14 protein-coding genes are annotated in these 15,172 nt (G+C 66.3%); 5 read left to right on the top strand and 9 right to left on the bottom strand.

What is annotated here, in order from left to right; genetic code table 11:
• Positions 1–4: 4 nt before the first annotated feature.
• From LJ656_RS18520 to LJ656_RS18500, 5 genes are all read right to left on the bottom strand, one after another.
• Positions 5–2,713 carry an ATP-binding response regulator gene (locus LJ656_RS18520; protein ID WP_230510830.1) on the bottom strand — a complete coding sequence of 903 codons (2,709 nt, stop codon included), beginning with the start codon at positions 2,711–2,713 and terminating at the stop codon, positions 5–7.
• 16 nt (positions 2,714–2,729) lie between these two features.
• Positions 2,730–3,965 carry a hypothetical protein gene (locus tag LJ656_RS18515; protein WP_230510829.1) on the bottom strand — a complete coding sequence of 412 codons (1,236 nt, stop codon included), beginning with the start codon at positions 3,963–3,965 and terminating at the stop codon, positions 2,730–2,732.
• A gap of 259 nt (positions 3,966–4,224) precedes the next feature.
• Positions 4,225–5,460 (bottom strand): phospholipase A, encoded by a 1,236-nt coding sequence (locus LJ656_RS18510; RefSeq protein WP_230510828.1) that lies wholly within the window; start codon positions 5,458–5,460, stop codon positions 4,225–4,227.
• Between the two features lie 537 nt (positions 5,461–5,997).
• Positions 5,998–6,789 (bottom strand): phytanoyl-CoA dioxygenase family protein, encoded by a 792-nt coding sequence (locus LJ656_RS18505; protein WP_230510827.1) that lies wholly within the window; start codon positions 6,787–6,789, stop codon positions 5,998–6,000.
• A gap of 125 nt (positions 6,790–6,914) precedes the next feature.
• Entirely contained in the window at positions 6,915–8,954 is a 2,040-nt protein-coding gene (locus LJ656_RS18500) for a bifunctional DedA family/phosphatase PAP2 family protein (RefSeq protein WP_230510826.1), read from the bottom strand.
• A gap of 167 nt (positions 8,955–9,121) precedes the next feature.
• Between LJ656_RS18500 and LJ656_RS18495 the strand changes: the two genes are divergently transcribed.
• Together LJ656_RS18495 and LJ656_RS18490 are read left to right on the top strand one after the other, a co-directional pair.
• Positions 9,122–9,568, top strand: a complete 447-nt coding sequence (locus LJ656_RS18495) for a hypothetical protein (protein ID WP_230510825.1) — start codon at positions 9,122–9,124, stop codon at positions 9,566–9,568.
• 46 nt (positions 9,569–9,614) lie between these two features.
• The gene (locus LJ656_RS18490; protein ID WP_230510824.1) at positions 9,615–10,091 is read left to right on the top strand and encodes an OsmC family protein; all 477 of its coding nucleotides are present in this window, start codon (positions 9,615–9,617) and stop codon (positions 10,089–10,091) included.
• A gap of 132 nt (positions 10,092–10,223) precedes the next feature.
• Here LJ656_RS18490 and LJ656_RS18485 read toward each other — a convergent pair whose 3' ends face one another.
• The gene (locus tag LJ656_RS18485; protein WP_230510823.1) at positions 10,224–10,457 is read right to left on the bottom strand and encodes a hypothetical protein; all 234 of its coding nucleotides are present in this window, start codon (positions 10,455–10,457) and stop codon (positions 10,224–10,226) included.
• An 86-nt stretch (positions 10,458–10,543) separates the two neighbouring features.
• Positions 10,544–11,014, bottom strand: coding sequence for an Lrp/AsnC family transcriptional regulator (locus LJ656_RS18480; protein WP_230510822.1), 471 nt, complete (start codon positions 11,012–11,014; stop codon positions 10,544–10,546).
• 151 nt (positions 11,015–11,165) lie between these two features.
• Between LJ656_RS18480 and LJ656_RS18475 the strand changes: the two genes are divergently transcribed.
• Positions 11,166–11,888 carry a LysE family translocator gene (locus tag LJ656_RS18475; RefSeq protein WP_230510821.1) on the top strand — a complete coding sequence of 241 codons (723 nt, stop codon included), beginning with the start codon at positions 11,166–11,168 and terminating at the stop codon, positions 11,886–11,888.
• Positions 11,889–11,925: 37 nt separating this feature from the next.
• Here LJ656_RS18475 and LJ656_RS18470 read toward each other — a convergent pair whose 3' ends face one another.
• On the bottom strand, positions 11,926–12,099 hold the full coding sequence (locus LJ656_RS18470; RefSeq protein ID WP_230510820.1) for a DUF1289 domain-containing protein: 174 nt from the start codon (positions 12,097–12,099) through the stop codon (positions 11,926–11,928).
• Between the two features lie 176 nt (positions 12,100–12,275).
• Between LJ656_RS18470 and LJ656_RS18465 the strand changes: the two genes are divergently transcribed.
• Positions 12,276–12,602, top strand: coding sequence for a YnfA family protein (locus LJ656_RS18465; protein WP_230510819.1), 327 nt, complete (start codon positions 12,276–12,278; stop codon positions 12,600–12,602).
• Between the two features lie 53 nt (positions 12,603–12,655).
• On the opposite strand, the gene LJ656_RS18460 is transcribed toward LJ656_RS18465, so the two are convergent.
• The gene (locus LJ656_RS18460; protein ID WP_230510818.1) at positions 12,656–13,165 is read right to left on the bottom strand and encodes a DUF1993 domain-containing protein; all 510 of its coding nucleotides are present in this window, start codon (positions 13,163–13,165) and stop codon (positions 12,656–12,658) included.
• Positions 13,166–13,469: 304 nt separating this feature from the next.
• Here LJ656_RS18460 and LJ656_RS18455 point away from each other — a divergent pair, with 304 nt between their 5' ends.
• A complete protein-coding gene (locus tag LJ656_RS18455; protein WP_230510817.1) occupies positions 13,470–15,029 on the top strand; it encodes a S53 family peptidase in 1,560 nt (519 codons plus the stop codon).
• The last annotated feature ends 143 nt before the right edge of the window (positions 15,030–15,172 follow it).

Raw genomic sequence — 15,172 nt, 5'->3', positions numbered from 1 at the left:
TCGCTCAATCGCTCAGCGCATCGCGATGATCGCGGCGCGCCTTCGCCGTCGAGTAATAGCGTTGCAGCGCGTCGGTCGAGCGTGCGCTCAGCGCGTTCAGTTGCGCGAGCCAGTCGCCTGGCTGCGGCCATTGGCCGGCAATGACGCGTGGGTAGAGCTGCCGCGCATAGCGATGCAGCGCCTGCGCGCCGAGGTTGCCGCTCACGCCGAGCAGCGCGTGCAGCGTGGTGTGCGCGGCCTTGATATCGGCCGCCGCGCTGTCGGCCGCGAGTCGCGCGGTGTAAGAGCGAATCTGCCCGATGCCGTCGACGAACGATTCGTCGAGCAGATCGAGCGTCGCCAGCTCTTCGAGATGATCGGTATCGAGCAGGTCGTCGTCGGTGAAAGTGGCGGTGGGGGACGTGGTTGCCGAAGAATCGGCCAGCGCGACCGGCGTGGCCGCAAAACCCGCCTGCTCGCCGAGGCCGAGGCCGAGGCCAAGGCCAACGCCTGCGCCTGCCGCTTCGTTTGCCGGGCCGCTCGCGTTTGCGTTCGCAGCTTGCGCAGCCCCCGCGGCGTCCACCGCCTCCACCTGAGCGCCCGCCGCCTCTACCCGTGCGGCCGTCACCGCCGCAGCATCGCGCGTACCGAATTGCCGCGCGAGACACGCGTGCAGCGCGCCCGGCTGCACCGGCTTGGTCATCACTTCGTTCATCCCGGCGGCGACGCACGCCTGCACTGCTTCGGCATCCGAATGACTGGTCAGTGCGATGATCGGCACCGTCGCATACGCATCGCTGCGCGCGCGGATTGCTCTGGCGGTCTCGATGCCGTTCATCCCCGGCATGTTCACGTCCATCAGGATCGCGGCGATAAAGCCGTCCTCGCGCAGCCGCGTCAGCACCGCCTGGCCGTGCTCGGCCTCCAGCACGGTCGCGCCGCAGCGCTCCAGATAGGTCTTCGCGACGAGCCGGCTATAGGTGTCGTCGTCCGCGATCACGATCGTCTTGCCGGCGAAGCCGTCGTGCTGGCCGTCCGGATCGTGGCGCGCGCCGTTTTCGAACAGCGTCTGCACCGCGGTGATCAGCTCCTGCACGTTCGACGCCTTGCTGATGATCTCGTCCATGCCGGCGCGCCGCGCGCGCAGCCGCACCGCGTTGCCGGGCTCGGCGGTGTACGCGACGATCAGCACGTTGCGGTTCGGGCTGTCGCGCTCCGCGCGGATCCGTTCGGTGGTCGCGTAGCCGTCGAGTTCCGGCATGCTGATGTCCATCAGCACGAGGTCGTACGGCGCCGCGTGCCGCAGCGTCGCGAGCGCGAGTTCGCCGCTGGCGGCCTCGCTCACGTACGCGCCGGCCTTGGTCAGCACCTGGCGGGTGCGGGCCCGCAGCGTGTTGTCGTCGTCGACGACCAGCACGCGCTTGCCTTTGAACGCGGGCATCGCGCGCTCGAACAGGCGGCGCTCGTGCCGCGCGAGTTCATCGGCCGAGACCGGCGGAAAGCGCAGCGTGAACTCGGTGAATTTGCCGAGCTCCGACTGGCAGTCGATGCTGCCGCCGAACGCGCGCATCGCCCGCTGGCAGTACGCGAGCCCGAGGCCCGTGCCGCTCGAATTGCCGGCCGTGCGAAACGGCTCGAACAGATGCTGGACCATCTCCGGCGCGATGCCCGGCCCGGTGTCGCGCACGCTGACCGCGCCGTCGTCGACGGTGAGCGTCAGCGTCGCCTGCGGATGCGGCGCGATGTGATAGAGCGCGTTCTTGATCAGATTGAACAGCGTGAACAGATAGACCGTTTCGTCGCCCCGGAACGCGAAATCGCGCTTGACGACGACCCTCACCTTCGCGCGCTCCTTGTCGCTGTCGAAGCCGTATTCGTCGAGCGCCTTGCGGGTGGTGGCGCCCGCATGCAGATAGCCGAGGCTGTCGGTGCGGATCGATTTGGCGCTGACTTCGTCGAGCGTCATCGCGATGATGCGCAGCCCGCGCTCGATCGACAGCTGACCTTGCGCGACGTGGTTGTAAAGCAGCGACGTGGCGCCTTCGCTCAGGGTGGGCGCGGCGCCCGGTTCGGTGGTTGCCGGCAGTGCTTCCTCGACGCGGTCGAGCACGTGGCGCAACTGGCTCAGCGGGTTGCGCATCTCGTGCGCGATCGAGCCGGCGAGCGCCTGCAGCGCGCGATTCTTTTCGACGAAAATGCGCCCCTTGCTGATCGCGTGACTGAACGCCATGCTGCACAACACGACCACCGGCAGCAGCGCGAGATTCGATTTGTCGTCCGCGCTGAGCACGATCGGCTCCGGCGCGCTCAGTACCGCCGCGAAGCCCCCGGCAAACACGCCGATGCCGATGCAGGCCATCAGCAGCCACGGGCTGTCGATACACAGCGCCAGAATGAAGATCATCATCACCTCGGTCATCATCCACATGGTGGAGAAACCGTTTCTGACGGTGAGGAACGTGCAGACGAACGGCAGCACGTAGATCAGGCAGCAATGCCAGTAGATCAGCAGGTAGTGGTTATAGCGTTTCGGCCAGCGCGCCTGGAACAGCAGCGGAATGCACACCGCCGCCGCGCTGAGGCGTAACCACAGATTGTCGTACGGCTGCGGAAGAACGTAGGTCCAGACGATGTAATAGATGGGGTGGCACAGGAGGCCAAGTGCGCCTCCCCATCGAATTGCAAACCTGCTTCTTTCCAGCATATCCCGCAGCGTGTCGCGCGATATCGCCATCAGGCCTCCGTTTTCATCAGGACCCCATCATTTCATGCGTATTGGATTTCTGGGTTTCCAGCCCTTCGCCGCGGATCGGTTCGCCGTTCTTGCCGTGGAATGGGCCGACCGAAAAACCGTACTTCTTCAGGAGACCATGAGTATAAGAGACGGACCATACAGGCGGACTGCCGATGATGAAATCCGATGCAATTCCCTCATGCCATGCCGAATAGCCTTCGGCGAAACAGGTGTAGCAGTCGCGGGTGGACGGCAGCCTGAACGGGAATGCGGTATCGAGTCCGGCGGGGCCGCGCGCGAAGCATTCAATATAGAGCGTATGACCGCGCGACGCGAGTTCCGCTTCGACGCTGGCCGCGCGCGGATGCGAATCGTCGATCCAGAACTGCGCGCGCTTCAGATCGGCGGCGGTGAGGTAGGGCACGCTGGTGCTGCTCGCGAGAATCGCGCCGTCGAATTGCGGCAACGGCGTATCGGGGCTGAACGTATGCACCGACACTTTCGATTTGCCGAGCAGGTCCGACGCAAGCAGTTCGTTCGCCTGATCGATCAGCAGGTTCAGTTTGTCGGGCAGGTCGATCAGCACCAGTTCGCGCGGCGCGTCCTTATAGAGCAGGTATTTGGCGACCGTGGTGCCGAGCCGGCCCGCCGCGCCGAACAGCGCGAGTTTCGTCTTGCCGAACTCGAGATCGAGCTGTTCGCAGCAGTGCATCGCCCAGTCTTTGAGCATCGCCGCGGTGGCCGCGTGGCCGGTCGTGATGTGAGGCGGTTTGACCGGGCGCGGCAGCGCGCCGTAATTGCACGCGTAAGGGGTCGAGGCGCCCATCGCGACCATGTTCAGCCCGGCTTTTCTGGCTAATTCGAGAGCCGGAAAAAATTGCTTCTCGCGAAAGCGCTTGATGCCGCGCGCACTGCCGAGCCACATTTCGAGCGGTACCGGACAGGCGATATTGGCGCCGATCATCTGGGAACCCGAAAAGATCGGCGACGCGATAAAAGGTTTCGTATTCCACAGTTCCTCTTCGAATGATTCGTCGCGTTCGCGCACGTTGTGAAAAGAAAATGAAAGGGTTTCCCAGTCGGTTGCATGAAACAGGAAGCCGACGCCGCCTTGACGGGCCGGCAGGTTGTCGCGGATCTCGTCCGGATGGATTTCGTGTCTGAGCGTGAGGGGAGCACTATTTCGAGGCACTGCAAGACGGGTAGGCTCGTTTGAAACGGTCGACGTGTCTTGAAGGAGAGCGGTTTTCATTGGTCTTTTCCTTGGTTTTGAGTTGACGCTGTAAAGAATCAGCGCGGCGTGGCCGGTCCTGATTGACCGGCGACCCTTCAACTCTAGAGAAAAGCGCGTCAACGTGCCCGTCTGTTCGTCCACACAAACTGCCCCGGCCGTTTAAGTCGGGCCGCCGGCGGGGGAGAACGCGTGGGCGCTCAATTAGCGGTCGCCCAATGAACAAAGGGCCGCGCGAATATCGCGCGGCCCTTTGCCGGCATGCCGGGAGAACTTCGAATTAACGCGTAATGCTGTAGCCGATCCGTGCAATCCAGCGGTGCTGGTTGTAGTCGAGAATGTCTTCTCCATAACCGGTGAAGAAGCCGACCCACAGGAAGCCGCCCCAACGGTTATTGATCAGCTTCGCCAATGGATAGGTGAACTGCGTATCGACGCTGCCTTTGCCGCCCTTGGTCCCTTTGCGCAGCGTGGTGGCGAGTTGCCAGCCATCGTAACTGCCGTACTTGATCAGCAGGTCGACATAGCCGCGATAGTCGGTGATGTCGTGATTCTCGCCGGCGATGTGCGTGTAGTAGTAGATCTTCGGCGCGACGGTCAGGTGGTTCGCGTTCAGGTCGCCGAATTCCCAGATCGGCTTCACGAACAGCGTATCGATGCCGCGCGATTCGGGGCCGTCGCGGCCATTCGATTCGTGCTCGTAGCCGGCCGTCAGCCCCATCTTGCTCCACCATTTGCTTTTCCAGCCGGTGTCGTCGAGGTGGTAGATCATCGCCGGCATGTAGCTGGTGTCGCGGAACGGCGCGGAATACGAGCCGAGGTCCCACAACGAGGTCTGCGTATACGCGAAGTACAGGTTGTCGAGGAAGCCGCGCGAACGGGGATCGTCCGGCGTGACCATGCGGAACTTGAAGCTCAGCTGGAATTTCGCGAGGTTCTCGCCATTCGAGCCGTCGGCGAAATACATCGGCTCATAAGAGGAGAAGCGGCTCAGGAAGCTGTTCAGTTGCGGCGTCGGCAAATCGGGTCGGGCCGGCTCCGGCGACGTCGCGACAATGCTCGTCGACGTCCCCTCGAGCGCGCCGGTGCCGGTGGCGCCCGCCGAGCCCGCGGCGCCTTCAGCCGACGCGAGCGCGCTGTCCTTGCCCGGACGCGTGATCATCACGAAAGAGGGCGACACGTCGAGCGTCGGCACGTCGATCTTCATCGCGCCGCGCGCCCATTTGGGCCATTCGCCCACATAGCGCACCGCCTTCAGTTCGCCCGCGGCGAGTTTCAGGTGCTCGGGCGCGCCGCTCTCGCGCGTCAGCGCGAGCGGTTGCGGGAGCCGGTCGGCATTGCTGAGCGCAATGTTCAGCTGCGCGGGCACATCCGCTTCGGTGCCGCCGGGCTGATCGCCGGAATAGACGATCGTCACTTCGAGCGGCTTGCTGGACGACGCTTCGCGCGGCGGCCGCAACACCGACACGCCGGCTACGCTGGACGCGCAATAGCCGCCGAGCAGCAGCGCACTCACACAGATCGACAGGCTGGGAAGCCGCTTCGACAACGGGCGGGGAGACAAACTGGAAACACGCGAGCGGGGGCTGCTTACTGCGGACTTGCGGTCGTTCTTTACGCCAGACATCAATCGATTCCGCACACGGAGCTCCTCTTGGTCTACGAATTCAGGTCGCAACGGCAAGACAGCATTAAAGCGTGCGACTGGGAAAAAATAACGGGGCCGACGCGTTCCGGTACGGCAATCGCCCTGCAGTGCGATTGCCGGCTTCTGGTTTCGCTCATTCTGCCAGCGCAATCGCAAATTGCGAGTGGGAAAAAGAATTGGCGACGCTATCCGCGTAAATAGCGGGTCAAACGTGATGGAATGGGTTTTCTTCGTTGCATTGACGCAACGAAGCTTTAAATCTCGGAACGGCGAATTCGCGTAGTAAGCGCTTTTATGCCGGCAACGGAATAAGTCATTGCCCGTAGTGCGATTGCCCAGAATCGCAATCGCTAATAGCTGATTCGAGGCCGCGCAATAGAAGAAACCCGAAAGTAAAACCGGCTTTCAATAAGCAAACTTCCGATATTGCTCGGTCGGCGCGCCGTTCTCGGGTTCGGCGACGCGCGGCATATGGCGCAGCAGCCGTTTGGCGCGCGGGCTCAACTGGTTGTACACCGCGTTCGGCACGTCGATACGCACCTCGGGTCTGAAGTACCAGCTGCGGCTATAGCCGATCACGACCATCGGCCGCGGCTGGTCGGTGCGGTTCGGCGTGCCGCGATGCAGCGCGCGCACGTCGCGGATCATCACGTCGCCCAGTTCCATCGTGATCGCCCGCAACGGCGCGCGGCCGTCGCGCGATGCCTGCAGCGCGTCGTCCGCGCGCATCCGGTGGGTGCCGAGCGTGGTTTCGAACGGGCCGTTCTCGAGCGTGACGTCGCACAACGGGAAGTTGACCGCGAGCTGGAACGACGGCGTTTCGGGCTCGCCGTCGAACAGCGCCGGCGTGTCGCGATGAATCTCCTGCCAGGTGGAGCCTTGCAACGGCGTGTCGGTCGCGAGCTGGCACATCACCGGGTCGTCGCCGGCCACCCGCTCGACGATGCCGACGATGTCCGGATCGCAGAAGATCGCCGGATCGGCGAACACGCCGGTAAACGGCAGCGTGATGTAGTGGCGCTGTTCGCCGCGCACGGCGGTCGCGTTGGCGGCAATCCGCTGCTGCAGCAACGGCGTGAACGCGTCGCGCCACGCGAGCAGCGTTTGCCGCGGGAAGTGCCGGCGCAGTATCACCATGCCGTCGCGCTCGAAGGTCGTTGCGAAGTCATCGAGCTGTTCGGTCGAGTAGCGGGCCACGAAAGTCTCCTTGTCGAATCGTTGTGTCGGGTTCAATTGCGGGGAATGGGCGGGCCGGCGGGTTCGCGGCGGTCCGCCCGGTCAAACTGCAATCACGGCGGCAATCGCGGCGGCGCTCACGGCGGCTATAACGCCGGCGCTACGGGCAGCGATGCAGGCAGCGATGCGGGCGGCGACACCAGCAGCGACACCGGCACGCCATGACAATCGACCTCGCCGACCCGCGTCGCGGCGAGGCCGGCGCCGGCTCTCGCGCTCAGGTCCAACGGGCGGGTTTGCCGGTCGATCCGCAGCAGATTGAGCGGCCACGACGGCCGCGTCAGCCGCTCGTGCGCGAACGCGCCGATCCACAGCGGCGCGGCCGCGTTGCCGGTGTCGACCGTATAGCCGCTCGGCCAGAACCGCAGCACATAACGTTCCTCGCGCGAGTCGCCCGGCCGCATGAAGACCAGCGTCGACGGCACGCCGTTGTTGAGCTTGGGCAGCACCGGCAGCGCGACCGCGGCGACGTCGGGCGAGGCCAGCGACAGCAGGCTGTGCGCGGACACGTCGGTGCCCTCGACCCAGCCCTGCGCGAGCAACTGGCCGCGCAGCGCCGCCGGCTCGCCGGCCCATTGCAGCGTGAACGGCTCCTTGCGGTCGCCGCCCATGTCCGAGCGATAGCACGGCAGGCGGCGCCACTCCGACTGCTGCCACTGCGCCTGGGTAAAGCGCACCGGCGCAGGCCGCGGCGCGCTGTCCGGCGGCGCGGGCCGCGCGACGCCGAGCTGCACGCCGACGCTCGTCAGCACCACCGCGCCCACGACCAGCGGCATGAAGCGGCGCTGCGGCGGCGGGTGCGGATGCCGCCAGATCGCGGTCAGCGCGACGATCGCGACCCACGCATACGCGAGCGCCGCGCCGCCGATCGCGTCGGACACCCAGTAGCGGCCGAACGACACACCGGCGAGCGCGACCAGAATCACGACGATGATGCTCGCGCCGGCGACCAGCACGCCTTCGAGCTTGCCGACCCGGCGCGCGAGCAGAAACGCGAGAAAGCCGTAGACGATCACCGTCGCGGCGACGTGATTGCTTGGGAATACGTAGTGACTCGTCATCAGCTCGTTGGGCGGCGCGCGGCGCATCGCGAGTTGCAGGGCGACGATCAGCAACTGCGAGAACGCAACCGCCGCGAGCCAGTAGCCGATCGTGTGCCAGCGCCGCTCCCACATCATCCACAGCGCGACGGTGACGATCAGCGCGGTCAGCGTGAGGCCGCTCCCGAGCGTCGCGAGACCGGCCAGCACGGCGTCGCCCCACGGCGTGCGCACCGATTGCAGGAAGTGATAGACCGACAGATCGACGGCGGTCAGCGGGTCGCCGCTGACCACGTCCTCCAGTACGCCGAAGAACAGCGCGCCGGCCACCAGCACGATCAGCGACGTGACGAGCAGATGGGTCGCATCGGGCGTGTCGGGGTCGAGCATCCGCCGTGCGATCCGGCCGAGCGGCCCCGGATGCCGGCACGCCCAGTCGCCGAGCCGGCGGCCGGCCGCGCTCGACCACGCGTTCGCGTGCGCGACCAGAAAGCCGGCGCCGCGAAAGCTGAGCCAGACGATGCACACCAGCATCGCGATGATCACGACCAGCCGGAACGACACCGCGCCGGCGAGCAGCACCGACGCGCCGAACACCACGCCGGGCAGGATATGAGCGGGCGCCCACAACAGCGCCGACAGCACGTTGATCGCATAGAAGCGCAGCGGCGGCATGTCCATCATGCCGGCGACGACCGGCACGATCGCCCGCAACGGCCCGATGAAGCGCGCGAGCACCACGCTCTTGGTGCCGTGTTTGACGAAGAAGCGCTGGCCGGCGTCGAGGACCTCGGGATGGGTGCGGAACGGCCACAGATTGACGATGCGCTCCTTGTAGCGCGCGCCGATCCAGAAGCTCATGCCGTCGCCGGCGATCGCGCCGAGGATTGCCCACGCGAACACCCAGCCGAGACTGAGCGAACCGGTGCCGGTCAGCGCGCCGGCGAGAAACATCGCGGTGCTGCCGGGGATGAAGGTGCCGATCACCGCAATGGCTTCGAGGAACGCCGCGAGGAACACGACCGCGAGCATCCACGATGCGTGGCCCGCGAGCAGATGCAAGAGGTGGATGTAGGCGTGCTCCATCGTGCGCGTTCGGCCGTTCTGGCGTGATCAACGATCATAACGCGCACGGGTATGCGCCGTGCGCAGTGCGGGGGCGTGATGCTGCAGCGGGCGGGCGATCGGCTCAGAATGTGGGAGCGGGGGCGCCGATCCGGCGTCGGCGCGATGGGCGGACGAGGGGGCAACCGATGAAACCTGAAGCGAATGGGAGCGGGCGGGCGTGGCTGATGGCAGTGCTGCTGATGCTGGCCGCGCCCGTCACGGTGAGCGCGCAGCAGTCGGAGCGGCTGGGCGGCGCCGCGGCTACGGGCACGGGCACGACAGCGCCCGGTGCGCTCAATGGCGGCAGCGGCGGCAGCAACGACAGCGGTGGCGCGGCGACGATGGGCGGCACCTCCACCGGTGGCACCTCGATGGGCGGCGGGGTCGGCTTGAGGCCCAATTCGATGCCCGCCGGCCGCCCGGCCGCGAGCCCGGGTGATGGTACCGGTGCGGCGCGGCCTGGCGGCTCGGGCGGTGGCTCGGGCGGTTCGGGCTCGGCGCTCAACAACATGCGCGCGAACGGCACGGCGCTGTACATGAGCCCCGATCCGCGTGCGCCGAACGTGAGCGGCCGGCCGGCGCCAAGACGCTAGCCGGCGCGTATAGAATGCAAATCCGATCCGACCACTGGGGCAGGCAATGGCGCACGGCGAGCACAAGTACCAGGTAGCAGTGCAATGGACCGGCAACCGCGGCAGCGGCACCTCCGGTTATCGCGATTACGGTCGCGAGCATGTGATCTCGTCGGGCGGCAAGCCCGACATCGCGGGGTCGTCGGACCCGGCGTTTCTCGGCGATCCGGCGCGCTGGAGTCCCGAGGACCTGCTGGTCGCGTCGGTCAGCGCGTGCCATAAGCTGTGGTATCTGCATCTGTGCGCGGATGCCGGCCTGATCGTGCTCGACTATCGCGACGACGCCGAAGGCACGATGCTCGATACCGCGCAGCAAGGGCGGTTTTCGGAGATCGTGTTGCGGCCGCGCGTGGTGATCCGCGCGGGCGGCGATGTGGAACTGGCCGCCCATCTGCATCATGTGGCGCACGAGAAGTGCTTTATCGCGAACTCGGTGAACTTCCCGGTTCTGTGCGAGCCGCAGATCGAGACCGCCGCCGGCTGAAGTCCCGATGCCGATGAGCCCGGCGCTGGCCGCGGCTCGTCGCGCTTCGATTCGCGGCCGCTCATTGCTCATTGCCGCTCCAGTGCGACATCAGCGCGACATCAGCGCGGCATCAGCGGCGCTTACCGCCGCTCAGCGATTGCCGTCGAGCAGGTCGCCGAGCATTTCGTCGAACGCGGCCTGCGCGTCTTCGAGTTCCTGCAACGCGGCGTCGAAGGTTTGCAGCGCGAACTGCGAGGGCTTGCCGCTGCCGGCCGGCGGGAATTGCGATTGCAGAGACGCAAATGCGCTCTGCACACGCCGTGTCGCGGTCACTACGCGTTCCATTGCGGCGGTTTCTTCGGCTCGCGCCTTGTCGTGGTCCATGAATACTCCGGGGTGGTCGGGTTGCATCGAAGCGGCTCGCGCCGCGTAAAACGGTGACTATGCCACGTTCTATCCCGGCTTCGCGCTCACGTGAGCGGCAGGCCGCCGAACGCTTTCACCTCACGCAACGATAACGCCGACTCCACCGACGTCACGCCCGGCAACCCGCGCAGTTCGTCGCGCATGAAGGTGCCGTAATCGTCGAGATCGCGCGCGACGATCTGCAGGATGTAGTCGGCGCTGCCCGACACGTTGTGGCACGACAGGATGCGCGGGATCGCCTGCACTTCGCGCTCGAAGCGCGTCGCGGTCGCGCGGTCGTGCACCGCGAAGCGCACGTGCACGAAGCCGATTACGCCCAGACCCAGCGCGGCGCGCGACAGTACCGCGCGATAACGCTCGATATAACCATCCTGTTCGAGCCGCTTCAGGCGCCGCGCGCACGGCGTTTCGCTGAGACCGACCATTTCGGCGAGGCGTGCATTCGACATGCGGCCGTCGGTTTGCAGCGCGGCGAGGATCGCGCGGTCGGTTTTGTCGAGGTCGGCGGCGGACATGATTGGGTGTTTTCGCGGTTGGGGGAAAGCGCTCTTGGATTGCCGAATCTTAGCGTATTGCGCTAATCATGCTCGTGCGCGGGTGGAAATTCGCCAGCAAACCCTCACGCTCCGATAGCAAGATGGAGTCTCTAAAAACAAGGAGGCTTCGATGATTTCCGCTCACCTGCTGGCCGTCTACGTGGCGGCGTTATTCGTCGTGTACGCGGTGCCGGGACCCGACATGGCGATGCTTGTGCAAACCAGCATTGCGCGTGGCGCGCGCAGCGGTTTCGCGGCCGCCGCCGGGCTCGGGCTGTCGCGCGCGATTCATGTGACGCTGTCGGCCTGCGGGATGGCGGCGCTGCTGCGCAGCGCGCCGTGGTTGTACGACGCGGTGCGCTATGTCGGCGCGGTGTATCTGGCGTGGGTGGGGATTCAGATCTTCCGCTCGCCGGGTTTTGCGTTGCCGGTTGCGGACGGGCAGGGCGGCGCATGCGTGGCAGGCCCGACGAGCACGGCGAGTGCGACCGCTGCGGCCCCTGCCACCCCCGCGACCCGCACGGCAGCCGCTGAAGCGCCCGACACGTCGCGGCCCTTGCGCGCCGCATTCGTCAAAGGCTTGCTGACGAATCTGCTGAACCCGAAGGCGTTGCTGTTCTGCTCGGTGCTGCTGCCGCAATTCGTGCGGCCCGACGCCGGCCCGGTCGCGCTGCAAATGGTCGAACTCGGTGTCGTGCTGCTGGCGATCGGCTTTTGCTTCGATGCGTTGTACGCGAGCGGCGCCGCCCGTATCGCCGGCTGGATGCGCGCTCATCCGCTTGCGCAGACCTTGCAGCGCTGGACTTTTTCGGCCGCGTTGATCGGCTTTGCGTTACGCCTGTCGCTGGATTGACGTGTGCAGCGATGCGGCAGGCGCGCGCCCACGCCGCTCATTTTTTCAACTTGCGCTCGCGCCGCGGCCGATCCTCGACGATCTTCCTGCGGTGCTTGTCCTTCATCTTTTTCCAGCTCCTGCATTCGTCGCGGGTGCGCATGCAGCCGATGCAGAAGCCGGTTTTGTCGTCGAACTTGCAGATGTCGTCGCAGGGTGACGCGATGCTCATGACCGATAGCCGTTCGAATTGAAGTAGCGCTGACTGTCGCATGGGCAGAGCCCGTGGCGCCAAGTGATTGTGTTAATAAAAACGATAGCGGAGCCGGCGATAATGCCGCTCGCGCCTTAACACCAGCCGTGCGCGACGCGCGGCGGCACAACGACACCACCCGCGCTCTTTCGCCGATGAAAACTTTCCTGCTGTATATCGTGACCGCTCTGGCCGAAATCATCGGCTGCTACCTGCCGTGGCGCTGGCTCAAGGAGGACGGCTCCGCGTGGCTGTTGCTGCCGGGCGCATTGAGCCTCGCGCTGTTCGCGTGGCTGCTGACGCTGCACGGGACCGCCGCGGGCCGCGTGTATGCGGCGTACGGCGGCGTGTACGTAGCGGTGGCGATCGCGTGGCTGTGGACCGTGGACCGGGTCCGGCCCACGCTGTGGGATGCGGCCGGCGTCGCGCTGACGCTCACCGGGATGGCGGTGATCGCGTTCCAGCCGCGTCTGCACGGCTAGAGCGCCAGCGTCTGAGCGACTGGCCGCGACGTTCGGCGGCCGGCTCACACCGCTTACTGCGGCGTGCCCAGATAGTCGAGCTTGCCCAGTTCGACACCGTTGTGACGCAGGATGTCGTACGCGGTGGTCACGTGGAAAAAGAAGTTCGGCAGCACGAAGCCGAGCAGATACGACAGCCCGGTGAACTCGACCGGGCCCGGCCGCAGTTTCAGCGTAATCGCGCGGCTCTCGGAACCGTCGATCTGCTCGGGCTTGAATTCCTTCAGATAATCGATCGTCTTCTGGATGCGGGCGTGCAATTCGTCGAAGGTCTGCTCGATGTCGTCGAACTTCGGCGGCTCGACGCCGGCCAGACGCGCCGCGCAACCCTTCGCGGTGTCGCTCGCGATATACACCTGACGCAGCAGCGGCAGCATGTCCGGCGCGAGTCGCGCATTCGTGAACACCGTGGGCTCGATCTGCTTCGCGGCGGCGTGGGCCTCGGCTTTGCCGAGGATCGCCTGGAGGTTCTTGAGACCGCGAATCAGCACGGGCAGCGACGCTTGATACATCGAAATTGACATGGGTTCCTCTAGTTTCTCGGGCCGGCGCGCGGACGCGCGGGCCAATCAAACGGCAGGAATGCCGCCCCAGCATCATAGCGCGGTGCGCGCACGCCGCGCATTGGCCGATCGGACGACTGCCGCGGCTGCCGGAACTGTGTTGGAATGCCTCGGTCGGATGCTCAGACGAAGTCCTTGAAGCCGGTCCGCGGCGGGTCGTGCGAGCGCCGCCGGCGCGCGGGCGCGCGATGTGCTGACGAGCCCCCGGGCCGGCGCGATCGTCAGCGATTGCGCCGGCCGCCAAGTCAACAGGAGAGTCGACACCATGAGCACCAAGCATCCATTGCCGGGCAGCGAGCGCAAGCTCGAGCAGGGCACGCAGGTCGTCGGGCAATGCGATCCCGCCGAGCGGATCGAAGTCTTCGTGATGCTGCGCCGCCAGCAGCAGGCGCAGTTCGACGCGCTGATGAGCCGGATCGAAGCGGGCGACCCCAGCGTGAAGCCGCTCTCGCGCGAGGCGCTCGCCAAAGACTACGGCGCCGCGCCCGCGGACATCGCGAAGATCAAGGCGTTCGCCGCCGCGCATGGGCTCACGGTCGTGCGCGAAGACGCGGCCGCGCGCTCGGTGCTGCTGAGCGGCACGGTCGCGCAATTCCAGAGCGCGTTCGAAGTGAAGCTGCAGCAGTTCCAGCACCACATGGCCGGCTCGTTTCGCGGCCGCACCGGGCCGGTCAGCGTGCCGGACGATCTGCGCGACCTGATCGAGGCGGTGCTCGGGCTCGACAACCGTCCGCAGGCGCGGCCGCATTTCCGCATCCGCCCGCCGTTCGAGGCGGCGCGCGCGCATCAGGCGTCGTTCACGCCGCCGCAACTCGCCGCGCTATACAACTTTCCGCAAGGCGATGGCGCGGGCCAGTGCGTCGGCATCATCGAGCTCGGCGGCGGATACAACACGGCGGATCTGCGCAGCTATTTCGGCGCGCTCGGCGTGAGCATGCCGAGCGTGAAGTCGGTCGGGGTCGATCAGGGCGGCAACAAGCCGAGCGGCGATCCGAACGGGCCGGACGGCGAAGTCACGCTCGACATCGAGATCGTCGGCGCGATCGCGCCGGGCGCGAGCATCGCGGTGTACTTCACGCAGAACAGCGACGCCGGGTTTATCGATGCGGTCAGCCGCGCGGTGCACGACACGGCCAACAAACCGTCGGTGATCTCGATCAGCTGGGGCGCGCCGGAATCGGTCTGGACCGCCCAGTCGATGCAGGCGTTCAACAGCGTGCTGCAATCGGCGGCGGCGCTCGGCGTGACGATCTGCGCGGCCTCGGGCGACAGCGGTTCGAGCGACGGCACCGGCAGCGGCGATCAGGTCGACTTTCCGGCGTCGAGCCCGTACGTGCTCGCGTGCGGCGGCACCAGCGTCACCGCGTCGGGTTCGTCGATCACCCGCGAGGTCGTGTGGAACGACGGCGCGCAGGGCGGCGCGAGCGGTGGCGGCATCAGTGCCGCGTTCCCGGTACCCACGTGGCAGAAGGGCTTGTCAGCCGCGACCAGCGGCGGCGGCCAGAAGGCGCTGAGCGGGCGCGGGGTGCCCGATGTCGCCGGCGATGCGTCGCCGCTCACCGGTTACAGCGTGCTGATCGACGGCACGCAGACGGTGATCGGCGGCACCAGCGCGGTCGCGCCACTGTGGGCGGCGCTGATCGCGCGGATCAACGCTGCCAAAGGGCAGCCGGCGGGCTTCGTCAATCCGAAGCTGTACCAGAGAGCCGGCGTGTGCAACGACATCACCCAGGGCAACAACGGCAGCTTCGCGGCGGCGAAGGGCTGGGATGCGTGCACGGGGCTCGGCAGTCCGAATGGTCAGAAGGTGGCGGCCGCACTATAGTCAGCAACACGGGCCGCGCCGGTTTCCCGGATCGGCAAGCGGCGCGGCCCAGCCAGGCAGAAGCGGAACACGCGGGACGCACGCGGAGCAGCGCGGGCAAACGCAGATGAGCAGCAGGCGTGCGCAACGCCCCGGCATCGCGA

The sequence above is a fragment of the Paraburkholderia sejongensis genome, from assembly GCF_020880815.1.
In the GTDB taxonomy this organism is placed as follows: Bacteria; Pseudomonadota; Gammaproteobacteria; order Burkholderiales; family Burkholderiaceae; genus Paraburkholderia; species Paraburkholderia sejongensis.
The sequence above is the reverse complement of the archived record's forward strand: the minus strand, read 5'-3'. Positions and strand labels throughout refer to the sequence as shown.